The organism is Synechococcus sp. A10-1-5-9 (genome assembly GCF_047716785.1).
Lineage (GTDB): Bacteria > Cyanobacteriota > Cyanobacteriia > PCC-6307 > Cyanobiaceae > Synechococcus_C.
Window position 1 is genome coordinate 769,521 of sequence record NZ_CP180406.1, and the last position, 23,438, is coordinate 792,958.

Annotated in this window: 21 protein-coding genes and 1 tRNA gene; 14 read left to right on the forward strand and 8 right to left on the reverse strand. The window is 57.6% G+C overall.

All coding sequences use genetic code 11. The annotated features are described in order from the left end of the window. The first annotated feature begins 14 nt into the window (after window positions 1-14). Together ACLM45_RS04450 and ACLM45_RS04455 are read left to right on the forward strand one after the other, a co-directional pair. Complete coding sequence (locus ACLM45_RS04450; RefSeq protein ID WP_415411346.1) at window positions 15-1,661, forward strand: ABC1 kinase family protein; 1,647 nt, start codon at window positions 15-17, stop codon at window positions 1,659-1,661. A 71-nt stretch (window positions 1,662-1,732) separates the two neighbouring features. Further along, window positions 1,733-2,212, forward strand: a complete 480-nt coding sequence (locus ACLM45_RS04455) for a hypothetical protein (protein WP_415410808.1) — start codon at window positions 1,733-1,735, stop codon at window positions 2,210-2,212. Between the two features lie 10 nt (window positions 2,213-2,222). On the opposite strand, the gene ACLM45_RS04460 is transcribed toward ACLM45_RS04455, so the two are convergent. Continuing rightward, window positions 2,223-3,191 (reverse strand): RpoD/SigA family RNA polymerase sigma factor, encoded by a 969-nt coding sequence (locus ACLM45_RS04460; RefSeq protein ID WP_415410809.1) that lies wholly within the window; start codon window positions 3,189-3,191, stop codon window positions 2,223-2,225. Between the two features lie 108 nt (window positions 3,192-3,299). Between ACLM45_RS04460 and ACLM45_RS04465 the strand changes: the two genes are divergently transcribed. From ACLM45_RS04465 to ACLM45_RS04480, 4 genes are all read left to right on the forward strand, one after another. Beyond that, window positions 3,300-4,028 carry a response regulator transcription factor gene (locus tag ACLM45_RS04465; protein WP_415410810.1) on the forward strand — a complete coding sequence of 243 codons (729 nt, stop codon included), beginning with the start codon at window positions 3,300-3,302 and terminating at the stop codon, window positions 4,026-4,028. A gap of 65 nt (window positions 4,029-4,093) precedes the next feature. Next, a complete protein-coding gene (locus tag ACLM45_RS04470) occupies window positions 4,094-5,185 on the forward strand; it encodes a sensor histidine kinase (protein WP_415410812.1) in 1,092 nt (363 codons plus the stop codon). 13 nt (window positions 5,186-5,198) lie between these two features. Beyond that, a complete protein-coding gene (locus ACLM45_RS04475; RefSeq protein WP_415410813.1) occupies window positions 5,199-5,942 on the forward strand; it encodes a pseudouridine synthase in 744 nt (247 codons plus the stop codon). Beyond that, the gene (locus ACLM45_RS04480; protein WP_415410815.1) at window positions 5,939-6,802 is read left to right on the forward strand and encodes a helix-turn-helix domain-containing protein; all 864 of its coding nucleotides are present in this window, start codon (window positions 5,939-5,941) and stop codon (window positions 6,800-6,802) included. Before ACLM45_RS04475 ends, ACLM45_RS04480 begins: the two co-directional genes overlap by 4 nt. Here ACLM45_RS04480 and malQ read toward each other — a convergent pair. Together malQ and ACLM45_RS04490 are read right to left on the reverse strand one after the other, a co-directional pair. Further along, the gene (gene malQ / locus ACLM45_RS04485; protein ID WP_415410817.1) at window positions 6,766-8,298 is read right to left on the reverse strand and encodes a 4-alpha-glucanotransferase; all 1,533 of its coding nucleotides are present in this window, start codon (window positions 8,296-8,298) and stop codon (window positions 6,766-6,768) included. The genes ACLM45_RS04480 and malQ overlap by 37 nt on opposite strands. Before the next feature lie 12 nt (window positions 8,299-8,310). Then, entirely contained in the window at window positions 8,311-9,519 is a 1,209-nt protein-coding gene (locus tag ACLM45_RS04490) for a Coenzyme F420 hydrogenase/dehydrogenase, beta subunit C-terminal domain (protein ID WP_415410818.1), read from the reverse strand. Between the two features lie 84 nt (window positions 9,520-9,603). Between ACLM45_RS04490 and ACLM45_RS04495 the strand changes: the two genes are divergently transcribed. Then, window positions 9,604-10,599 carry an LCP family protein gene (locus ACLM45_RS04495; protein ID WP_415410819.1) on the forward strand — a complete coding sequence of 332 codons (996 nt, stop codon included), beginning with the start codon at window positions 9,604-9,606 and terminating at the stop codon, window positions 10,597-10,599. Here the strand turns inward: ACLM45_RS04495 and ACLM45_RS04500 are convergent. Further along, the gene (locus ACLM45_RS04500) at window positions 10,538-11,071 is read right to left on the reverse strand and encodes a hypothetical protein (RefSeq protein WP_415410821.1); all 534 of its coding nucleotides are present in this window, start codon (window positions 11,069-11,071) and stop codon (window positions 10,538-10,540) included. The genes ACLM45_RS04495 and ACLM45_RS04500 overlap by 62 nt on opposite strands. A 98-nt stretch (window positions 11,072-11,169) precedes the next feature. Here ACLM45_RS04500 and ACLM45_RS04505 point away from each other — a divergent pair, with 98 nt between their 5' ends. After that, window positions 11,170-12,165, forward strand: a complete 996-nt coding sequence (locus ACLM45_RS04505; protein ID WP_006041722.1) for a ribose-phosphate pyrophosphokinase — start codon at window positions 11,170-11,172, stop codon at window positions 12,163-12,165. 63 nt (window positions 12,166-12,228) lie between these two features. Continuing rightward, entirely contained in the window at window positions 12,229-13,329 is a 1,101-nt protein-coding gene (locus ACLM45_RS04510) for a glycoside hydrolase family 10 protein (protein WP_415411347.1), read from the forward strand. Between the two features lie 20 nt (window positions 13,330-13,349). Here the strand turns inward: ACLM45_RS04510 and pepN are convergent, their stop codons facing one another. The 3 genes from pepN to ACLM45_RS04525 all read right to left on the reverse strand — a co-directional run bounded on the left by pepN (window position 13,350) and on the right by ACLM45_RS04525 (window position 17,147). Further along, window positions 13,350-15,977, reverse strand: a complete 2,628-nt coding sequence (gene pepN, locus ACLM45_RS04515) for an aminopeptidase N (RefSeq protein WP_415410822.1) — start codon at window positions 15,975-15,977, stop codon at window positions 13,350-13,352. Window positions 15,978-16,057: 80 nt separating this feature from the next. Beyond that, a complete protein-coding gene (locus ACLM45_RS04520; RefSeq protein ID WP_415410823.1) occupies window positions 16,058-16,456 on the reverse strand; it encodes a cAMP phosphodiesterase in 399 nt (132 codons plus the stop codon). A 118-nt stretch (window positions 16,457-16,574) separates the two neighbouring features. Next, complete coding sequence (locus ACLM45_RS04525; RefSeq protein WP_006041726.1) at window positions 16,575-17,147, reverse strand: hypothetical protein; 573 nt, start codon at window positions 17,145-17,147, stop codon at window positions 16,575-16,577. A 103-nt stretch (window positions 17,148-17,250) separates the two neighbouring features. Between ACLM45_RS04525 and ACLM45_RS04530 the strand changes: the two genes are divergently transcribed. After that, window positions 17,251-18,402: a histidine kinase gene (locus tag ACLM45_RS04530; RefSeq protein WP_415410825.1), complete on the forward strand. Its 1,152-nt coding sequence runs from the start codon at window positions 17,251-17,253 to the stop codon at window positions 18,400-18,402. A 41-nt stretch (window positions 18,403-18,443) separates the two neighbouring features. Beyond that, window positions 18,444-18,516 (forward strand) — tRNA-Glu (locus ACLM45_RS04535). A gap of 45 nt (window positions 18,517-18,561) precedes the next feature. Here ACLM45_RS04535 and ACLM45_RS04540 read toward each other — a convergent pair. Continuing rightward, window positions 18,562-19,095, reverse strand: coding sequence for an SRPBCC family protein (locus tag ACLM45_RS04540; RefSeq protein ID WP_415410826.1), 534 nt, complete (start codon window positions 19,093-19,095; stop codon window positions 18,562-18,564). Window positions 19,096-19,229: 134 nt separating this feature from the next. Between ACLM45_RS04540 and ACLM45_RS04545 the strand changes: the two genes are divergently transcribed. The 3 genes from ACLM45_RS04545 (at window position 19,230) to ACLM45_RS04555 (ending at window position 23,399) form a co-directional block, all read left to right on the forward strand. Continuing rightward, a complete protein-coding gene (locus tag ACLM45_RS04545; protein WP_415410827.1) occupies window positions 19,230-20,390 on the forward strand; it encodes a phycobilisome linker polypeptide in 1,161 nt (386 codons plus the stop codon). A 159-nt stretch (window positions 20,391-20,549) separates the two neighbouring features. Continuing rightward, entirely contained in the window at window positions 20,550-22,073 is a 1,524-nt protein-coding gene (gene zwf / locus ACLM45_RS04550; RefSeq protein ID WP_006041730.1) for a glucose-6-phosphate dehydrogenase, read from the forward strand. A gap of 42 nt (window positions 22,074-22,115) precedes the next feature. Beyond that, window positions 22,116-23,399: a glucose-6-phosphate dehydrogenase assembly protein OpcA gene (locus tag ACLM45_RS04555; protein WP_415410829.1), complete on the forward strand. Its 1,284-nt coding sequence runs from the start codon at window positions 22,116-22,118 to the stop codon at window positions 23,397-23,399. The last annotated feature ends 39 nt before the right edge of the window (window positions 23,400-23,438 follow it).

Consider the following 23,438-nt stretch of genomic DNA (forward strand, 5'->3'; position numbering starts at 1 on the left):
TGAGCGTGGAGTCTGTGCGGTACAACCCTGGCCGAGATGCCCGTTGGCTGCTGCTGCGTCCGTGGATTTCCATACCCCGTGTTCTCCAGATTGTCTGGGCATTGTCCGGGCTGGTGCTGAGCTTGCTGATCCGAGGCAACAGCAGTGATCCCAAGGTTCAGAGAAATCTGGCGCGCATGCTCCTGCGCACACTCACGAATCTTGGCCCTTGCTTCATCAAGGTGGGACAGGCCCTGTCCACCCGCCCCGACCTGATTCGACGGGACTGGCTCGATGAACTGACGAAACTTCAGGACGACCTGCCTGCGTTCAGCCATGCCACTGCTCTGAAAACCATTGAAACCGAGCTGGGGTCACCGGCCGATCAACTGTTTGAAGAGTTTCCCGATTGTCCTGTTGCTGCAGCAAGCCTGGGCCAGGTGTACAAAGCCAGGGTTCATGGTGAGCACTGGGTAGCCGTCAAGGTGCAGCGCCCCAATTTGATGTTCATCCTCCGGCGCGACATGGTGCTGATCCGGAGTCTGGGCGTACTAACAGCTCCGTTCTTGCCGCTCAACCTTGGCTTCGGCCTGGGTGAGATCATCGATGAATTCGGCCGCAGCCTGTTTGAAGAAATTGATTACTTCTGCGAAGCCGACAATGCCGAGCGTTTCGCAGCCCTGTTTGCCAACAATCCTGCTGTCACGATCCCCACAGTGGAGCGTTCGTTATCGAGCAGGCGAGTCCTGACAACCAGCTGGATTCATGGAACCAAACTGCGCGATCGCCAGGAACTCAAAGCCCAACGACTTGATCCGGCCGCTCTGATCCGAACCGGCGTCATCAGTGGCTTGCAACAACTTCTCGAATTCGGGTATTTCCACGCCGACCCCCACCCAGGCAACCTGTTCGCACTCAGCGGCCGAAGCGGTGACCTCGGGCATGTGGCCTACGTCGATTTCGGCATGATGGATTCCATCAGCGACAGCGACCGCCTCACCTTGACAGGCGCCGTTGTGCACCTCATCAATCGTGACTTCGAGGCTGTCGCACGCGATTTTCAGCAACTTGGTTTTCTCTCGAGTAACGCAGATCTTGCTCCGATCATTCCGGCGCTTGAGGATGTATTAGGAGGAAGTCTCGGTGATTCTGTGGGGTCATTCAATTTCAAAGCGATCACTGATCGCTTTTCAGAATTGATGTACGACTATCCATTCAGAGTGCCGGCCCGTTTCGCCCTGATCATCCGAGCTGTGGTGAGCCAAGAGGGCTTGGCCCTTCGCCTCGATCCACAGTTCAAGATCATTGCCGTGGCCTATCCCTACGTCGCCAAGCGTTTGCTTGCTGGGGACACCCACGAAATGAGGGAAAAATTGATGGAGGTGATTTTCGACGGTGATGGCAGCTTGAGGCTTGAACGACTTGAAAGCCTTCTTGATGTTGTGGGGAAAGAGCAGACGCAAGTCGGAACAGAGTTGATTCCAGTGGCAGGGGCAGGCTTGAAGTTGCTGCTGGGGCGCGATGGAGGCGACCTGCGCCGAAGGCTTCTGCTCACCCTGATCAAGGACGATCGACTGGACACAACGGATTTGAAAAATCTCACCGATCTGATGCGCCGAACCTTTGGTCCGGCTCGCCTCGCGCAGGGGATGCTCCAAGGACTCAACCCTCTTGCAGCCTGATCTTGCATCGGACCCTCCGCTACAAGGTTCCGGCGGTGATAATGCCCACTTGATTCAGTCGTACGGCCCCCATGTCGATCGCACCAGACTTCTCACCGATCGATCTTGATCAAGCCGACCTGGATGTCCTTTCCGGAGCGTTCGGTGATCTCAGCGCTGATGACATTCTTCTGGAGTTCGCCCCGCTCCAGCAGCCTCCTTATCTCGTAGCCGGCCTTGGATTGGCCATTGGTGTGCTCTGCGGTCTCACCTTCGCCCGTCTTGTCCAGAACCGGCTGGATGGCTGGAAAAATGACAGATTGGCAATGCTCCCCCTAGGGACAGCGGAAACCAGCATCAGTTTTGCCGGAACACTGATCGGAATCAGCCTTTTTATCGGAGGGTCCCTCCAGGTTTTTGGTTTTGCATCCGGAGCGGCTTATCTGATTGCCTTCTTGCTCTCAATTCTCACCGGCGGAGCCTTGTGGGTCCAGCTGGAGGGTCTGATGACCCAGGTGGAATCTGGAAACTTCAAAGCTGTTGATTTCGATAACTTCGACGAATTCTTTTGATTGATTTGTCTCAGGCTGCCACGGTGTAATCCCTAAGTTCAAGAGGTGCCTGACGCAGCGATTGCAGACCCTCACGCTCTAGACGACGTGTGCGGTCCCGACTCATCTTGAGTGTTTTAGCGATGCCGGTGAGACTCATTGGCTCCTCACCATCCATCCCATACCGCATCCGCAGCACACGCTCCTGCAATTCAGGCAGTTGGCCCAGCAGATCCCTCAGATCTCCCTTCAGGCACTCGCCCTCCACCTGCTCACTCGGCAGTTCTCCATCGCCAGCCAACAGATCCAGCAGCTCCGTATCATCTCCATCCCCAACCTTCATCTCCAGGCTCACTGGCTGACGGGCACGGCACATCAGCTCTTTCACCTCATCCTCCGGCAGCTCCACAAATGACGCCAACTCCGTCACTGATGGCGTTCGCCCCAGTTCCTGGCTCAACTCACGCTGACCTTTCTTCAGTTTGTTCAGCATCTCGGTGATGTGGATCGGCAGCCGGATCGTCCGGCTCTTCTCCGCAATTGCCCGGGTGATTCCCTGACGGATCCACCAGTACGCATAGGTACTGAACTTGTAGCCCCGCGTTGGGTCGAACTTCTCCACACCACGCACCAGGCCGATCGTCCCTTCCTGGATCAGATCCAGCAGCTCCATATTCCGCTTCGTGTATTTCTTCGCGACGCTCACCACAAGCCTCAAGTTGGCCGCCACCATCCGCTCTTTGGCGCGGCGACCGGCCTGCAACTTGCGCTTCAGTTGCACAGCACTCAATCCCGCAGCCTTGGCCAACTCCGCTGCAAGCACCGATTCACCACCGCGTTTCTCCTGCAACTCGGCTTCCACGGACTCCAGCTCCATCAGCTCCTGCACCTGACGGCCCAGGGTGATCTCCTGCTGATGACTCAACAACGGCACACGACCGATATCACGCAGGTAGGAGCGCACCAGGTCTGCATCGGGAAGCAGGGCCAGGGGTGCCATGAGTTACGAAACCTATAGGTTTCTTAATCTTACATCAATCCTGATGCCGCCCCCACTCAACCCAAAGCGTTGAACCATGGGCAGAATGGAACTAGCGAATGATTCCTCGTGGTCGCTTCCGCAACAAGCTCGGTGTGTACAGCGAAACTGCTGGTTGTTGAAGACGATGATTCGATCAGAGAAACAGTTGAAGAAGCCCTTCGGGCTGAGGGGTTCGAGGTCAGAGCGTGCGGTGACGGCGCAGAAGCCATGAACCTTCTCACTGCGACGGATTCAATGGGAGTGGATCTGCTTGTGCTCGACCTGATGCTCCCTGGACTAGGCGGACTCGATCTATGCAGGCAGATCCGCAAACTCAATAACAACACTCCCGTGCTGGTCATCAGCGCTCGGGATAGTGAAACGGACCGGGTTCTTGGCCTTGAAGTTGGTGCTGATGACTACCTCGTCAAGCCCTTCGGCTTACGTGAACTTGTCGCCCGTTGCAGAGCTTTGCTGCGGCGTTCTCAACAGAGTGAATCCGTTTCAAATCAAGATCGACAAGTCATCCAGAGTGGCAATCTCTGTCTTTTTGTACGCGAGTGCCGTGTCACCCGCGACGGCGAAGACCTCACGCTTTCGCCAAAGGAATACAAAATCCTCGAACTCCTGATCCAAAATCCCAAGAGGGTCTGGAGCAGAGACCAGCTGCTGGAACGAATCTGGGGAATCGATTTTGTCGGAGACACCAAAACCGTTGATGTGCACATCCGCTGGTTGAGAGAAAAGATTGAGGAAGAACCTTCCTCTCCTCAACACATTCGCACTGTCAGGGGATTCGGCTACCGCTTCGGCTAAAGATTGTGAGCCTAGGAACTGGAGTTGTCCTCGGATTCGTCATCGGTGTATCCGGTAGTTGGCTCTTGGCCACTCGAAAGCGACGCTCATCGGCACGCGGTGCCAAAGAAAACCTGACGTCACCGCTGCTGGCAGGACATTCACTGACCACTCCCCAACTGCTGGCCTGGATTGATGCGGCCACCCAGGGATGGTTAATTCTCACGCCTGATCTGACGATCGGATACATCAATTCCCAGGCTGAACGCCTGCTCCAATTTTCAAGAAATCTGCTGGTCCGTGGCCTGCCACTCGATGAGGTTCTCTCGGTGCCTCAGCTAGAAGAGTCCATCTTCAGCGTGCGTCATCAACAGCGCCCTCAGCGCTGTGAGTGGGAGCAACAAGGGATTCCGCTGGAGGCGATCGTGATTCCAGGATCGGATGAATGGCTGTTGGTCCTGCTTCAGAACAGACAGTCCCTGGAAGCGCAGCAGCAGCAGCAGGAGCGATGGGTGAGCGACGTTGCCCATGAACTGAAAACCCCACTGACAGCCTTGATGCTGGTGAGCGACAGGCTCGAGGGAGCCGTGAACGCCGATGATGGCGTTCTGGTGGAACGGCTGCAGAAAGAACTCCGCAGGTTGCAGTTGATGGTTGAGGATCTTCTGGAGCTTTCTCGCCTAGAGAACATCCTTCCGCGGGAAGAAAGTAATTATTCGGCTTTGAACCTGGAGCAACTTGTCGAAGGGGCATGGAACAGCATTCGCCCCCTGGCTGATCAAAGGGATGTGTCCCTGTCAATCAACACCCATGAAACAGGACCACTCCTTGGAGATCAACGACGATTGCATCGCGCTGTTCTCAATCTCCTCGACAACGCACTGCGTTATTCCCCCGATCACGGCTTTGTCGAAGTCGACATTCTTCCCAGCGGCGGATGGTGGTTGCTCTGTGTCCGAGATCACGGGCCAGGACTGAGCGAAACCGATCTCAGCAATATGTTTCAGCGTTTTTATCGGGGCGATCCCTCCAGGGCCCGATCCAACCGCAGCGGTAGTGGACTCGGTTTGGCCATCGTCCAACAGATCGCAGTGAATCACGGTGGCCGCGTTCAAGCCAGAAATCATCCAGAAGGGGGAACATCCATGGAACTTCTGCTCCCGAAGGGACCGGCATGAGGGGAGCCCAACGTTGACGCGTCAACGACTGCAAAAACTGATTGCTGCTGCAGGAATCTGTTCCCGACGCAGGGCCGAGGATCTGTTGCGACAGCATCGGGTGAAAGTGAATGGACAATTAGCAGCCATCGGCGACCAGGCTGATCTCGACCAAGACGATGTAGAGGTGGACGGGCGCCCCCTTCAACGAGCCCTAGTACCACGCGTTCTTCTGCTGAACAAACCACCGGGAGTGATCTGCAGCTGCCGTGACCCACAGCAACGCAAAACCGTGCTCGACCTTGTGCCAGCGCATCTGAGGGATGGTCTGCACCCCGTCGGTCGACTGGATGCAGAGAGCAGAGGAGCCCTGCTGCTCAGCAACCAAGGGGAACTCACGTTGCAACTCACTCACCCCCGCTACAACCATTGCAAGACTTACCGAGTCACGGTGGCTGGCTTGCCCCCTGAAAAGCAGCTGAGGCAGTGGAGGCGAGGCGTGGTTCTCGACGGCACGGTCACGCGCCCAGCCGAGGTGACGCTTCTCGAGGGGACAACCCGGTCCAGTGTGCTGGAAGTCGTTCTTCGTGAAGGCCGCAACCGCCAGATCCGCAGAATCGCACTCTCCCTCGGCCATCGCGTTCTTGATCTCCAGCGGATCGCTATCGGTGACCTGGTGCTTGGCTCTGTAGCAGAGGGCTGCTGGAGAGAACTTTCCAGGCAAGAATGGTCAGGTTTGATCCAGCACCGAGGGAGGCCGCTCATCAACAAGACATGATGTTGATCAAACGCTTTCTCCAGTGGCGCCGACGCCAATCCGGCAAGCACTCGCCCGACACATCAAAAACAAACAGCATTGTTGACCCTGCAGAAGCTGCTGGGCAACTGCTGCGACAGCAGCGCGAGCAACGCGCACTGAGCTTGAGGGATCTGTCCAGACAAGTTCGCATAACCACCCCCGTACTGGAGGCTTTGGAGCGGAACTGGCAGGATCGCCTACCGGAGGCTGCCTATCTGACAGCGATGCTGTACCGCTTGGAGGAGTGCCTTGAACTTGAGCCGGGTAGCCTCCAGGGAGCCCTGCCGGAGCAGACCCTTCAATCGCAGGACCCTCGAAAGAATCGGCTTACCCGGTTCACAGTGGGCAGCATCGATATCTTCACGACCTGGCAGGGAAGTGTGCTGTACGGGTTGGTGATCCTTGGTTCAGTCTTTGCACTGAACCACCAGCAGCGGCAACTGGCGAGCAGCAACACGATCACTCTCGCTCCCATTCCGCTTGATCGTCCAAGCGAGTCCGAGGCGTTGCTCAAGGGACTTCGCCCGCTCACGGAACTTCGTAGCTCCACCCCCCTTGAAGCGCTTCCTGATCTCTCGTCACCACAGCCACGCACTGGAGTGCTGGAGATCCAACTCAATCAGCCAAGCAGCATTGATCTGAGCAGCGAAGGAGGCGATCGGACCAAACTGCAGGGAGCGATCGGTTCGTTCACTCTCCAGCTCCTTCCTCCTTTGCAGATCAAAATCCAGCCAGCTCCTCAAGCTGGATCAGTTCTTTGGGATGGCGCCGCTTTGAAGTCTGTGAAAGACAAACCTGAGCTTTACCGCCTCGACCAAACCTCAGCACGCAATCCATAGCCTTCAAGAGCACCTACGAGAGCTGCATCAAAGGCTGGCAATCTCCACATCCAATTGCCCCCCACCGTGCCTGGTGTGTTGAAACGGGCCGAATCATCCAGATGAAGCAGATCCTGAACAGGAGCCACCACCAACGCAGCGGACGTCGACAGACCCAGTTCAAGCAGCTGCCACCCGGGGGCCTCAACGGTTCGCTGAAGCGTGGCGGCGAACTGGTCTTTTGACGACTGATCCAGACGCTCCCACCAACCCAGGCTTGTGGGATTGTCATGGGTTCCGGTGTAAACAACCCAGCCGCTGCCCTTGATGTTGCTTGGAAGGTAGGGATTGACCTGATTGCCATCAAAAGCGAACTGAAGAACCTTCATGCCGGGGAGATGAAAACGATCGCGAAGTCGCTCCACATCAGGGGTGATCACACCGAGATCCTCGGCCACGATTGGCAAACGTCCACCGGCATCACGTCTTAGACAGGCCAGAAGCTCACCACCAGGAGAGCGTTGCCAACGTCCGTTGATCGCCGTGTCATCGTCACCGGGAACAGACCAGTAAGCCGCCAAAGCACGGAAATGGTCGAGTCGAAGCCTATCGGCGAGATCCCATTGACGTCTTAAGCGGTCACGCCACCAGCGAAAACCTGTCTGACGATGGCGCCCCCAGGTGTAAACGGGTGTCCCCCAAAGCTGGCCGGTGGCAGAGAAGTAATCCGGCGGAACACCACTCTGCTGATGGAGACGTCCATCACCGGCAATCGAAAACAGCGAGCGGTTGCTCCATACATCGGCGCTGTCGCGAGCCACATAGAAGGGAAGATCACCAAGGATTTCCACCCCAAGGTCGCGCGCAAGGGCGCGGAGCTGACGCCACTGACGATCGAGATGCCACTGGAGAAGATCCTGCTCAAGAAGTTCATCCTGATGTGAGCAGCGCCAATGCTCCAGTGCCGTGTCGCGATGCACTGCCAGCTCATGGGCCCAAGCCCACCAAGGCAACCCTGCAGACTCATGACGCAGCACCATGAAGGCAGAGTGATCACGGAGCCAAAGCGCCTGATCAACACACCACCGCTGAAAGGCCTGGTGGCGATCGGCGGACTGCGCTGACCAACGGAGACGCAGAGATCTGGCCAGCGCATTGACCCGTTGATCGGCCAAGGCGAAATCAACGGTCTCGGCTCCCTCTCCGTCCGCCCCAGTCCCCTGGGGAAGGGCCATCACATCATTGGGGTCGATGAACCCCTCGTCGCTCAGATCCTGGGCATCGAGCAACCAGGGATTGATGGCGAAACTGGATGGTGAGCTGTAGGGAGACCCCGTGCCGTCCGGTGGGGCCAGCGGCAGCACTTGCCACACCTTGATTCCCTGGCGAGCGAGTGCATGAAGCCAGCCACGAGCCGCAGCACCAAAACTGCCGCACACCGGTGATCCAGGAAGAGCTGTGGGGTGCAGGAGCACACCAACCCTGCGACTCGATGCGGTCCCTCTTGGATGGGGCATAGACGCTATGAATCAGCGGGCGGGCAAGCGATAGCGCTCAACGATGCGTCGCGCAAAGGCGGGCAGATGGCGCTCCACCATCTCAGGATGATGCCGCCGGAGCCAGAGCGCATTTCTGGTGAAGTGGGAATCAATGGAGAAGCGGCCGTATTCCAGTCCTTTCGGCCCGACCCGCTGCACGATCCAGCCCACAAGCTCTGCCAGCCACATGGGCAGTCGCAGGGCTTTGTCATAGGCGTCGATGCCCTGCTGAACAGCCTGGCGGCGATCACCTCGGCTCGACACCGGCGCCTGATCGAGTTCCGCTTCCACCAGCTTGAGCAATTCCTCCCCTCGTGAATTACGCACAACCAACCACTGGCGTCCGAATTCAGCACCCATGTAGCCAACGACCAGATCAGCACCGGCGTTGACGTAGTCGAAGCAACTCAGACAGCTTGGTGCGAAGACATCCTTGAGAGCGGGCGTGTCCAGACCGAAGAAGGGGACCGTCTCCACGTGACCATCGCTGTGCCTGAAATGGATCCTGAAATCCTGCATGAATTCATAGTGCACCACCGTGTCCGGCGAGGCACTGGCGCTCTCCAGAAAGGTCTGAAGCCCCTCGCGAGAGACATTGTCCACACAGGGGAGGCCCAAAACGTAGAGCGCGTCGAGCGGCAGGGTGTCCTGCACGGCTCTCAGCGCCTGAACCTGGCAGCCCACACCAATCGCCAGCAGTCGTTTGATCCCACTGCCTGGCAATTGCTCGAGAACCGAAAGGTTGTTGGACAAGGTGGGCTTATTGACCCTTGCCGCAAGAACCTCCTCCGGAGTGCGTGCCAGAACAGGCATCGGCGTGAAGCGATCGTCAGGGCTCTGCTGAACGCAGAGCACGGCATCAACCAGCCCACTCTCCAAGGCGCGGACGCCCAGACGACTCACAATCCCGGTCCACTGGGCTCCATCGATCGGTGTCTGCAAACGTGCAGTGAGCATCCGCTGCTGGACCCCGAAATACAGCTCGTCCTCTTGATCAAGATTGCGGGTACGGCCATGGGCCTTGCGTTCCATCCCATCGAAGTCTTGATTCAGGAAGGCACAGGCCTGGCGGACATAGGCAATCCAGCGCGAATCACAGAGGCCGCAATCACTGCAGAGGTCCTTGGCAGGACGGATCCGATCACGGGGAATCGGCCGCGCCTGGTCGTGGGGAAGCGGTGAAGCGGGGGAAGACGTCACAGACAGCTCGAGCCTGGAGAGAGGTCAACGCTAATCAGTGAGAGTTGAGCAAGACTGGGACGCCTGAAGCAATCACTGCGCGTCATGGAGGGTTCGGCACCGGCAGGAGACGCAGCGCAACCACGTCTGAAGCGATGGCTGGGCACAAAACCAAGCCGCACAGTGCTGAGGGTCGCTGCCGCAGTGATCGGAGCAGGACTCATTGGAGGAGGGCTTGCGCTGATCTGGCCGAAACCTGATCCGATTGCAGCTGCTCCACCCACCCCTGATGACCCTGCAAGCCTGGCACCTCTACCGCAACGCTCGGTCATGGTTCTGCTGGTTGGCGTTGATTCGGAGGAGATCAATGATCCCTCAAACCGTGCAGCACCCAAAGGCCCGGCCAATGCAGACAGTCTGATGCTGATCCATGTCACAGCGAAAGAAGCGCTGCAAGTGCTTCAGGTGCCAACGGAGCTTGCTGTCCAACTGCCCGGCCTGGAAGGGCTGCAGTCCCTTGCCAGTGCCTACCGCGTTGGCGGAGTGGCACTCACCGCTGACGTCATCGCCGAAATGATCGGACTTCCTGCAGGCCAACTTGATCGCTATCTGGTGATGCCCCGCCAAGCCCTCCGAGCCCTCGTCGACGGCCTCGGCGAAGTGGAAGTGAGCCTCAATCAGTCGTACAACCGCGAAGACAAAGCACAGAATTACAGCGTGAATCTGCAGGCAGGCCGCCAGACGCTCAATGGCCGTCAAGCCGAACAGCTGGCCAGGCATCGCCCTGATCCCAATGGCGACGCTGAAAGAAGACTCCGCCAACAGAGTTTGCTGCGCGGCATTCACGACCAGCTCCGGCAACCCAATGCCTTAATGCTTCTCCCTAACGTGATCGGGGAAGTTTCAGCGCAGGTTTCGACCAACCTCAGCTCCGCGGAAATACTGAGTCTCACCGCAGCGGCCCTCAGTAGCTCCGAGCCCCCCGTGATCAACCAGTTGGAACTCGCGCCGCGAGCCGGGCAGCAGCAGCTGCGGGAGCTCAAGCCGGATCAGCCCCTTCCCCTCTGGCCACCTGAGCCCAACGCGTCCGCAGGCAACTGATCAAGCCGCAGAGATCATCATCAGCCCCCTGGAGACATCCGCACCAGGGAAGGCCATCAGCCCTGCGGGCGGCACGATTCCAGGTTCCGCCCAATTGCACAAGACCGAGAAGCTCAACGTGAAGCGAACGGGCCAGGGCGACTGATGCTGGAACGATGCCGGCAAAGCGTCCGTCGTCCCTGGGCTCAACAAGCATCAAAACAGGGACATGCCAGCAGGCGAGGGCCTCAAGCCAGCTGCCTTCCCCGCACTCATCCACTGCCACATCGCCACTCACCCGTAGGAGCTTGGGCTCCAATGGTCCGTCAGCGGATCGGCTGGTGATTCCTTGCAGACAAGGATGGGGTGCAGCACCGGAATTCTGTTCCATCAAGGTGGCCCCAAACGCCTCCGCCAGGCTTCGACAGGCGGCTGTCATGGCACCCGTACCCAGCGTTCCGGCTCCAATCACCACAAGAAGGTTGTTTGCCATCACCGCAGCCTAGAAGTAGTGGATGGGTGGAAGAGTGTGGTTTGGATGTCCCATGCACCACTACCATCGGGATACCAAGTCTCTCGTTCGCGGGCATCGTGACCGGATTCCTGACTGCAGCCCGCGCCGAACAAGAGAAGATCCAGCACGACACCAGGCGGCTTCGCCTGTTCAGCGGCACGTCAAATCCTGCCTTAGCACGGGAAATTGCAGCGTATTTGGGAGTCCCAGACGGTCCGAGGGTCTGCAAACGATTCGCTGATGGTGAGCTTTATGTGCAGATCCAGGAATCCATCCGAGGCTGCGATGTCTTCCTGATCCAGCCCACCTGTGCTCCGGTGAATGATCACCTCATGGAGCTGCTGATCATGGTCGATGCCTGCCGTCGCGCTTCAGCAAGGCAGATCACGGCAGTGGTCCCTTATTACGGATACGCACGGGCGGATCGGAAGACCGCAGGCCGAGAATCCATCACGGCCAAGCTCACAGCCAATCTCCTGGTGAAGTCAGGGGTTGACAGGGTACTCGCCATGGATCTTCATTCCGCGCAGATTCAGGGTTACTTCGACATTCCCTGCGATCACATTTACGGATCCCCAGTGCTAGTGGATTACCTCTCCGCCCAGGAGCTCGGGGAAGTGGTGGTTGTCTCACCAGATGTGGGTGGAGTGGCACGGGCGAGAGCCTTTGCCAAGCAGATGAATGATGCTCCCCTGGCCATCATCGACAAACGACGCACGGGTCACAACATGGCCGAGAGTCTCACGGTGATCGGGGATGTGCACCAGCGCACCGCAATCCTCATTGATGACATGATCGATACGGGTGGCACGATCTGCGCCGGAGCCAAATTGCTGCGGCAACAAGGGGCCAGCCGCGTAATCGCTTGCGCGACCCATGCTGTGTTCTCTCCTCCCGCGTCCGAGCGCCTCTCAACGGATGGACTGTTTGAGCAGGTGGTTGTGACCAACAGCGTTCCGATTCCATCCGATCGCATGTTCCCTCAACTCCAGATTCTGTCTGTCGCCAACATGCTCGGAGAAGCGATTTGGCGGATTCATGAGGAAAGTTCTGTCAGCTCGATGTTCCGCTGAAGTCATGGCGTGATGACCTCATTACGGGCTTTTTGCACGGCTAAGGCCGTGGGCATGACAGCAATGGCCATGATCCTGACCACATCAGTGGCACAAGCCGGGCTTCCATCTGTTCAGCCCAAACGAACCCTGGGGGTCTGGCTCACCAACAGCCCAAGCCCTCTTTACTACGACAAAACAACGCTCCTAAAGGCGATGGACGAACTGCAGCAGGCAGGGTTCACAGCGTTGTATCCGAATGTCTGGAGCCGAGGAACCACCTTTCATCGCAGTCAGTTCGCGCCCATCGAACCGCCCCTCCTCAAGGCGGGGCTCAATCTTGACCCGATCTGCGCCATCAGCAAAGAAGGCCGCAAACGCGGGATGAAGGTGATCCCTTGGTTTGAGTATGGCCTGATGGAGCCCGCTGATGCAGCCGTAGTGAAACAGCATCCCGAGTGGGTGTTGACACGGCGGGACGGCAACCCCGTCATGACCATGCACGGGAAAGAGATGGTCTGGCTCAACCCTGCCCACCCTGGAGTGCGTGAACGGTTCATCGGTCTCGTCGTGGAAGTGATGAAGCGCTGCAAGATGGATGGACTGCAACTCGATGATCATTTCGCCTGGCCTGTGGAACTGGGCTATGACCCCTACACAACAGCGCTCTACCAACAAGACACCGGCGTTCAACCACCCAAAGACCATACCAATCGCTATTGGATGACATGGCGAAGGCGTCAGCTGACAGGACTCCTTCGCGAGCTACGCCAGCGATTGGATGACGAATCACTCCCACAAAGAATCAGCCTTTCTCCGGGCCCCTTCCGGTTTGCTTACAACCATTGGCTGCAGGACTGGGAGCTCTGGGCGGTTGGCGAATTGATCGATGATCTTGTGGTTCAGAATTACGCTTACTCGCTGAAAGGTTTCGCCAAAGACCTCAATCAGCCGGCCCTCCGCAAGGCACGTCAGTGGGGACTTCCTGTTCAAATCGGAGTCCTTGCAGGATTCGGGAAACGCACCACACCAATCCCTGTGCTGGCTGAAAAAAAACGGCTCAGCAACGAACAGGGCTATGGAGTGATCTACTTCTACTGGGAGGGTTTATGGGGAAAATACAGCGGAAAAGAAGGGTCTGCTTTCCGCTTTGATGCCTTTCAAAGCCTCGGTGCTCAAGATTGAACGCCGAGGCTTTGGCCTTCTCAGGCCTGCATCAGTGTGACCACTTCACGGGTATTGGTCGAGAGATCAGCTGCCGCCAGCACAGCCAAGGCGTGTTGGACTGCCGCTTTGCGCTCTTGTCCGTAGGTATGCCAACGACTGAAGACCTTGGCCAGCCTTGAGGCTGTAATCGGATTCCTGCCGTCGACCGCGATGATCTGGTGGGCCATGAACCGGTAGCCGCTGCCATCCAGCGCATGAAACACGCTGGGGTTAGCAACAAGCCCACCCAGCACGGCCCGCACGGAGTTGGGAGCCATCGGATCAAATCGGGGGTGCTGCAGAAGAGCCTCGACGCGCGCGAGTGCATCCGGTCGAGGAGTGGATGCTTCCAACGCAAACCAGGTATCGAAGATCACCGGGCGGTCCTGCCAGCGGTCATGAAACACCTGGAGCGCTTGCAGACGCTGAGCACAGTCGATCGGCTGAAGGGCTCGCAGGGCTGCACGGGCGAGGGTCATCGATGGACCACTCACAGCCGCCAGCGCAGCATCGCGCACCCCTTCTTCGCCGGACGCCGACAGCCAGCTCCAGATCAAAGCGGTGAGCTGCCGATCTCCCTGACCGGCAGGCCATGCCGCATGGAGGGACTCTGCACTGGATGCAAGACGTCGCTGAAGCGCTTCAGCAAGCTGTGAACCCAACGTTGCGCGCAGATCACAGGCTGCCTGAAACAGCGCCGGTGGATCGGCCTCATTCTGCAGGGCCTCCAGCTCGGCTCGCCCAGGGAAAGCCAGCAGTGTGGCGAGAACGGCCGGGTCCTTCTCCCCAGAAGGCGACAGCAGCTGGCTGAGCGCATCCAGCATCCGCCTCTCCAGATGTGAATCGTCACCACCTGATGCCCGGGCCAGGAGGAGACGCTTCCAGATCTGCTGCCCCGCATCCCAGCGGGCAAAAGCATCGGAGTCTCCAGCAAACAGAGCAAACAGGTCATCGTCGTCCTGATCAGCCGTCCAGGTCACCGGAGCTGAAAACTGCCGAAACAGGGACAGCGCGGGAGGATGGGGCGTGCTGGCCAATCCCTCAAGAACGACAGTCTGCTGATCTTGATCAAGAACAAGCAAGCGCTCATCGCCAGCACGACCATCAGGATTCAGAATTGCCCAGAGAACTGGGATCACGACTGGAAACTTGTCAGGCTGCCCAGGGGTAGGCGCCGTGGACTGGCGAAACGTCAGCGTCAAACGTCCTGACGTTGCATCCCATCGCCGATCCACCGACACATGGGGAGTTCCGGCCTGGAGATACCAACGTTTGAATTTCTCGGGCTGAAAATTGAGAGGTGTTCCATCTTCAGTCGCGCCCTCAACAATCGCCTCCACAAAATCCTCCGTTGTGGCAGCTTCTCCGTCATGACGTTGGAAATACAGACGCATCCCCCGCATGAAGCGCTCGTTCCCCAGAAGGGTTCGCAACATGCGAATCAGCTCAGCACCTTTCTCGTAGATCGTCGTCGTGTAGAAATTATCGATGGCCTGGTAGGCATCAGGCTTCACCGGGTGGGCTGTGGGCCCGGCATCCTCTCGAAACTGGGTGTTGCGCAGCATCGCCGCATCCTCAATCCGCTTGAGCGCTGCGGAATGCAGATCGGCCGTGAAGCACTGGTCGCGAAACACGGTGAGACCTTCCTTGAGCGACAGTTGAAACCAGTCGCGACAGGTGATTCGATTCCCCGACCAATTGTGGAAATATTCGTGGGCGACAACGCTCTCGATGCGTTCAAGTTCACCATCAGTGGCCGTTTCTGCGTCAGCGAGTACCAGCTTTGAATTGAAGATATTCAGACTCTTGTTCTCCATGGCCCCCATGTTGAAGTGGCGCACCGCAACCGTGTTGAACTCATCGAGGTCGTACTCAAGTCCATAGACCTGTTCATCCCACGCCATTGAACGTTTCAGGGATTCCATGGCATGGGCGGTGTAGGGCTCATCTCCCGCCTCCACATGCAGCCGCAACGTCACGCGACGGCCCGATGAAGTAGTGAAGTGATCTCTGATCTCCCTCAGATCACCGGCAACCAACGCAAAGAGATAGGACGGTTTTGGGAATGGGTCTTCCCAAACCACGGCGTGACGGCCAGGTGCCTGGGGAATTGGCCCGGCATCGATGGCGTTGCCGTTAGAGAGAAGCACCGGATAATGCTCACGATCCGCCTCAATGCGAACTCGGAAGCAACTGAGCACATCCGGACGATCGGGATGGAAGGTGATGCGCCGAAAACCCTCGGCTTCGCATTGGGTGGTGAGCATGCCACCACTGACGTAGAGCCCCTCGAGCGAACCGTTGGCTGCCGGATCGAGCTTGCACACCGTCGTCACGGTGAAGGGCTGATTCGGCGTGACGTGAATCCGGAGCGTGTCGACGCCCACGCTGTAGGCATCAGCCGGGAGAGCATGGCCATCAAGGCTCACTGAGATCAGCTCAAGATCAACACCCTGAAGAAGCAGTGGCTCGGAGGATTGCAGAACTGGCTCTAGGTGAAGATCAGCCGTCACAAGAACGTCGTGCTGCTGAATGACGACATTCAGCTCGGTGTTCGGAATCTTGAAAGGAAACGGTCGGTAATCCTCTAGACGGACGCTGGGTTGAGGGGAAGGCGTAGTGACCATGAACAACTCACTCTGGTCAGATCCTGACGCCCCAGTGTCGAAGATGACGGGGGTGAAAGCCTCACCCCCAAGTCAATCGATCACTGGCCTGCAGCCCTTTGCTTCTTCAGAGCTTCCTCCACCTTGGTTTTCACATCGGCTGGCACCTTGTCTGGACAGAACTGAAGTGCTCCAGTGATGATCTGAAATTCAGCACCCGAGAACAGCTGCTCATTGGTGAGCTTCTTGTTGCCCGTGGACGCCACGAGGCCACCGTGGCGACCGTTCAGCAGCTGGACGTACGTCGCTGCAGCAATTCCGACAGCCTTCGGAAACTCAACGCCCGCTGTCCTGGCGTTACAGACATAAGAGGAACCCATGCCCCGATAAAGAAAGATGTCAGCATCTGACGCTGGCTTGGTCTGAGGCTTGGCTGCGCCCTGAGCCATCACGGCGGGGCCGGCCAACATAAAAGACAAAATGGCCAGTGGTGTGGCCATCACGGGACGAAATCGACGGAGTGAAGCCAAGAATCCTGACCAGTAAACGCGATCATGTTGCACCATTTCAAACCATTCTCAACACTCGGACAGGAATGAACGGCAACCGTCCCCTGATTCAGCCTGGAATGGGTGCGGAAGCATCTTCAACGCGGGTTTCGTGGTGGTGCTCGACGATTTCCAGATCTCCTTTCTGCCAGCTGTAGATCGCTCTTGAACGAAAACGGTCTTGATCGATCAGGCGAGTGTATTCCTGCACATCCCAGTCGAGGTAATGGGACTCGAAAACAACCTCGTGCTCATCAACCTGACGGATGCGCGTTTTTGATTCCACCTCCTCAAGATAGGCACGGCTACGCTGCAGCTGATGGCCCAGCAAGGTGGCCTCCATAACCCCTTCCTGCTGATACCGGGGTTTTTTGTCGAAAAAGTCGGTGTCATGCTCTGGCCACCAACTCATGCGATAGCGAGGCTTGCCGACGCGGGATTCCGCAAAAATTTCCACTCGAATCATCATGTCGAGGAACAAAACTTCCTCGTTTTTGAAGACGTACTGACGGCGAGAACGCCAGAGACCCAGATTTCGCGCAAACCAGCGTCGCAAATTGCCATCGAGAGGAACCCTCGGGGAAGCGGGGGATTCCCCGTCTGGCGGCTGCGCGCCGCGACGTTCGACCGGCAGAAGGGGCATGCTGTGTCCTGGGTGACAACAGTCTGTTCAAATGTGTCTTAGCGGATCTGCCGCTCTTTGCAAAAACCCATAAGGTGAGGCTCATCTTTGCGAGCATCGCCTGGTGGTCGGGTTGGATCCCACACCACGTCAGCAACTAGGCCTTCTTCTTGTTGCAGGCCGTCATCACCTCTCAAGCGGTGATCTGCGTTCCCTGATCCAGTTTTTGGAACATGAGGATTGTGGCTTTGACGTGACACTTCAGGTCGCTGATCCGATGCAGCAACCAGAGTTGCTGGAACTTCATCGCCTTGTTGTAACACCAGCGCTCGTCAAGCTTCAGCCTCTTCCGAAGCAGGTCTTTGCCGGTACAAGCATTTTCCAGCAGCTCAGAGGGTGGGTGCCCCGCTGGCAGCAGGACGAAGTTGTCAGCGGGCTCGGACTCAGCCTCAAGCCGACAGAGCTGGATGGCAGCAGGACGCAGCGGGAGCTCCAGCTGGAAGATCAACTCCTTGTGCTGCGTCAGGAGAACGAAACACTGATTGATCGTTTGCAGTCCCAGGAACGGTTGCTGCGAATGGTGGCTCACGAACTGCGAACACCTCTGACCGCGGCCACCCTCGCCTTGCAGAGCCAACAACTGGGACAAATCGACCTCAATCGCTTCAGGGATGTCTTGAAGCGACGCCTCGACGAAATTGCCCTGCTGTCGAAGGACCTTTTGGAAGTTGGAAGCACCCGTTGGGAAGCTCTGTTCAATCCGCAGAGGCTTGATCTAGCCAGCGTGGCAGCTGAGGCGATCCTGGAGCTCGAGAAACTCTGGCTAGGAAGAGACGTCACCATCCATACCGACATTCCAGCCGACCTACCTCTGGTTTACGCCGATCAGCGGCGCATGCGCCAGGTGCTTCTGAATCTTCTCGAGAACGCTCTGAAATACACCCAGGACGGCGGAACAATTTCCGTTGCAATGTTGCACCGGACAAGCCAATGGGTCCAGGTCAGCGTTAGCGACAGCGGTCCAGGAATCCCTGAAGGGGAACAGCAACGCATTTTTCTCGATCGGGTCCGTCTTCCGCAAACCTCTGGGGGAACATCTGGGTTCGGAGTTGGCCTGTCGGTCTGTCGACGCATTGTGGAAGTGCATGGCGGCCGGATCTGGGTCGTCTCCGAACCAGGCAAGGGAGCTTGCTTCACCTTCAACGTTCCGGTCTGGCAAGGACAGGGGCAGGAAAAAGATTCAACTGTCTTGACGGAGGGTCTGTCGGCCCCGTAATTTCTTTTGGTGACCGGGAGCACACCCGCAATCACGGCCTCGCCCCCATCGTCTAGAGGCCTAGGACACCTCCCTTTCACGGAGGCGACAGGGGTTCGAATCCCCTTGGGGGTATTAATAAGAATCTAAATTATCAACCAAAAAAGAAGTATTCGCTCGTTATTTGCGGCGTAGAGCTTCTTTTTCAACAGCTAGAAGGTTGTCATTCAGGTCTTGCTTCAAGCGCTGTTCGATCAGAGCCACCGGCATACCCATACATCCTTGAACTGTCAAGTCGTACAGAATCAGAGTGGCATCTGGTACAGCTTGAAGCCTCCAACAGCCCTCAAAACGGCGGAAATCTCCTCTCAGCATTCGAAACCGAAGCAAACCTTCCGGTCGATGTTCAATTAACTCCAGCTGCACTTCAGCTGAAAATTTGAGTCCTAAAAACTGTTGACTTCCCACTTGGGACAGAGTCACCAAGTTGCCCTTCCTCGAAAGCAGGGTGCTGCTTGAGAGATTGGGAATGAAATCGCTCAGACCCTCGTAATCGGTCAGGACCGGCCAGACCTCATCCACCGAAAGAGATGACCGCAATTGAACAGCAAGCCTGCGCACTCCTTGAGGCAAGCGCTCCATGGTCTGTTCGATTGGGTGGTGCACACCCCGGGATGCTCGCTGGAGAGTCTTCAAGGAGACTTCGATGGTCAACCTGAGAAAGATAACAGCAGAATCTTAATGAAAGTCAGCCAACCGACCAGTGCGTTGAGCCAACCCATGACAAAGCGCATGAAAATTCAAGGTCACGCCTATGATCACGCCTTCTTCAAGGGAAGCGAGATCTCATGCGCGTCAGCTCTGCAGCCAGCAACACCTACAACGAACGGGTGTTCACGTTGGTTGTTGTCGGCCTGCAGGCTTCAAAGCAGCGGCGGTCTGAACAAACCTTCAAAGTGTCTTATGACCGACTGCAGTCCACCGTTCAGCGCATTAACTCTTGTGGTGGAAGAATTCTTTCAGTGACAGCTGGCTCCTCCAGGACCACTGCTCACACTTCTGTTTCAACAGCCTCCGCCACCTCCACCGTGACCGAAACCCCAAGCAAGCCGGCACACAAGGCTGTGCCTGTGAACCTTTACAAGCCCAAGTCACCCTTCATTGGCACCGTCACGGAGAACTACAGCCTGCTGAAAGAGGGGGCCATCGGCCGGGTGCAGCACATCACCTTTGATCTCAGCGGTGGAGATCCCCATCTCGCGTATGTCGAGGGTCAGTCCATCGGCATCATTCCTGAAGGTGAGGATGCCAAGGGAAAACCCCACAAGCTGCGTCTGTATTCCATTGCCAGCACGCGCCATGGCGACAACTTGGCTGACAACACAGTTTCCCTCTGTGTCCGCCAGCTGGAATACAAGAACGATGCCGGTGAAGAGATCAAGGGGGTCTGCTCGACCTACCTCTGCGATATCGAACCTGGAACCAAAGTGAAGATCACGGGTCCAGTGGGCAAGGAAATGCTCCTTCCCGATGATGAGGAAGCCAATGTGATCATGCTCGCCACAGGTACTGGCATTGCACCGATGCGTACCTATCTCCGCCGCATGTTCGAGCCTTCAGAACGGGAAAAGAACGGTTGGACCTTCCGAGGTAAGGCCTGGCTCTTCATGGGTGCTCCGAAGACCCCGAACCTTCTCTACGACGAGGACTTCGAGCATTACGAGCGCGAGTATCCCGACAATTTCCGCTACACGAAGGCCATCAGCCGCGAACAGCAGAACAGCAAAGGTGGACGGATGTATATCCAGGATCGTGTCCTCGAATACGCCGATGAAATCTTCGCAATGATCGAAAACCCCAAAACACACGTTTACATGTGCGGTCTGCGGGGGATGGAACCGGGCATCGATGAGGCGATGAGCGCGGCGGCGGCGGCGAAGGGGCTGGACTGGTCCGAGCTGCGTCCCCAACTCAAGAAAGCCGAACGTTGGCATGTGGAAACTTACTGAGTCCATCCACTGGGACTCGAAATGTTGGGAGCCCGCTTCACAGCGGGCTTTTTTGATGAAATGACGCCGGGACAGCCAGCACCAAAACAGGGCAGGTTGTTCTAAAGCACTGTCAGGACGGAAATTCCTGGTTAAACCTGCGTCAGAGCGACCTGTGCCATGAGCGCAACGATGACGAACCCACTGAGGGTTGGCCTGCGTCAAGAGCGAGTGATCGCGCCTCAGTGCCTTGTGATCTTCGGAGCAAGCGGTGACCTCACGCACCGGAAGCTTGTCCCAGCATTATTCGAACTGTTCCTGCAGAGACGATTGCCAAGCGAATTCGCTCTTCTGGGATGCGCCCGTCGGCCCTGGAGCGATGAAGAGTTCCGTCAAAAGATGGCCGAGGCCATGGAGAAGACGGTGAACGAGAACCGCGTGGCATGGGACCAATTCTCAGCTGGAATGTTCTACGAGCCGGTGGATCTGCAGCAGCCTGAGGATCTCGTGAAACTGGGGCACCGACTCGACAGCATCGACCGCCTGAGAGCAACACGCAGCAATCGCACGTTCTATTTATCGGTCTCACCGAAGTTCTACGGCAGTGGATGCCGGGCGCTGTCCGATGCCGGCCTGCTGAAGGATCCCCAGCGCAGCCGGGTGGTGATTGAAAAGCCCTTTGGACGGGACTACGGCAGCGCCCAGGCTCTGAACCGCATCGTTCAGAGCTGTGGTCAGGAGAACCAGATCTTCCGCATCGACCACTATCTGGGCAAGGAAACAGTCCAGAACATCATGGTTCTGCGTTTCGCCAACACCATTTTCGAACCGATCTGGAACCGGAATTACATTTCCAGTGTTCAGATCACCGCCGCTGAAACCGTTGGTGTTGAAGAGCGAGCCGGTTATTACGAAACCTCCGGTGCACTGCGCGACATGGTGCAGAACCACCTGACGCAAATGCTGGCGATCACCGCCATGGAGACACCCGGGCGTTTCGACCCCGAGGCCATTCGCAGCGAAAAAGCCAAGGTGCTTCAGGCAGCCCGTCTTGCAGATGAAAAGGAGCCCTGGAACTGCTGTATCCGCGGTCAGTACGGCCCCGGTGGAACCCTGGACAACCCCCTTGCCGGATACCGACAGGAACCCGGGGTGGATCCCAACAGCACCACGGAGACCTACGTGGCCATGAAGTTGTTCATCGACAACTGGCGCTGGCAAGGGGTGCCCTTTTATGTCCGCACGGGCAAGCGGCTGCCGAAACGTCTCAGTGAAGTGGTCCTCACCTTCCGAGAGGCCCCGGTTCACTTATTCGATGCAGCAGGCGGCGGTCCCACCGCGAACCAGCTGATTTTGCGCATCCAACCCGACGAGGGCGCTGAATTCCGTTTCGAGGTCAAGTCCCCCGGATCCGGGATGCGCAGCCGCCCTGTTGAGATGGAATTCTCTTACGACGAATCCTTCGGTGAACCCTCAGACGAGGGTTACGTCCGTCTTCTGGCTGATGCGATGCTCGGCGACCCGACCCTATTTACGCGCAGCGATGAAGTGGAAGCGGCCTGGCGCCTCTACACGCCCCTGCTTGAGCTCATCGAAGACAGCCCATGGCAGCTGCCGATTCATCCCTACGAATCACGAACCTGGGGACCCGCTGCTTCGGACGCGCTCATGGCCCGTGATGGCTTGCTCTGGCGCCGTCCCTGATTGTTTTTGACAAACACTGAAACCTTGCTCACCAGCTGAACCATGTCACCCCAGCTCACGCTTCAGACCCCCCTGGAACTCCCCCCCGCAGAGGTCCCCAGCTACCTGGAACAGCTCTGGTCGCGCGACCAACCGGCAGGCGTCGGATCCCACACGTTCTGTCTCCTGATCTGGCAACCCTCATGGGTGGAACAGCAACTGGTCCGAACCGGTCGCCTCGAGGGACCGATCACTGGGGTGCAGCGCGCTGCTTTGATTCAGGCCGGTCGCCAGGCCATCGTGGATGGAGATCTGCCGTTAAGTACATCCCCGCTCACCGATCCGGTGGCAGCGTGCCTGAGCAGTCTGGATGGATCCCAGAAGGCCGATGATTTGCGTGGGCAGCACATTGATGCGGCCCTCAGCGCCTTGAGACCGCGGCGACTGATCACTCTGGCCCCAAGCCTGGATGACCAGCAGGCGTTGGAAACCCTCGTCGCCGCTTACTGCCCTCTCCCTGAAGAAGGAGGTGGAACTGTTGCTTGCGGTGATGTCGTCGTTCTGCGTGGGGGGAACACAGCCTTGCAGGACGGCCTCTCCATCCTGCAGCCGCTGATGCCTGAGGATCTGCCCTCATGGGTGTGGTGGAACGGATCCCTTGATGAGGCGCCTGAACTGCTGATGCAGCTCACTTGCTCTCCACGGCGCCTGATCATTGACTCGGCACTCGGCGAGCCTGGGTTCTGCCTGAATCTTCTGGCCACAAGGATCGAAAGCGGACAGGCCGTCAACGACCTCAATTGGCTGAGGCTCGGGAGCTGGCATCAAACGCTGGCCATGGTGTTTGATCCTCCGACTCGCAGAAATGCCCTCAGCCACGTGGTGCAGCTGGACATCGACGTGGAAGGAGACCATCCGGTTCAGGGTCTTCTGCTGGCTGCATGGATCGCTGATCGTCTGGGATGGCACCTGCAGCGCACCCAGCATCACGACGACCACAGCATCAGTGCTGAATTTGTGAGAGCTGATGGCGTGGAAGTACAGATGCGCGTCTCACCTGTTCCCATGGGACAGCCCAGTATTCATCCAGGCCAGATCGTGGGACTGCGCCTGATCTGCAAACCCGACGACAAGCCTGCGATCTGCGTGATCCTCTGTGCAGAATCGGGTGGGTGCATGCGCCTTGAAGCCGGTGGAATGGCCAGCATGGAACTAATCGAGGAAGTGGTGTCAGTTCAGTCCATGCCTGTCGAGGCCGATGTGGCCAAGCTGCTTGAAGGTGGTCATGACTCCACCAATCCACTACTGGAAGCCGCTGCCCCCCTGGCTGCCAAGCTGATCAAATGATGTCCCGCTGAGCGGGGCCAACGTTCCACTGTTCCGCTC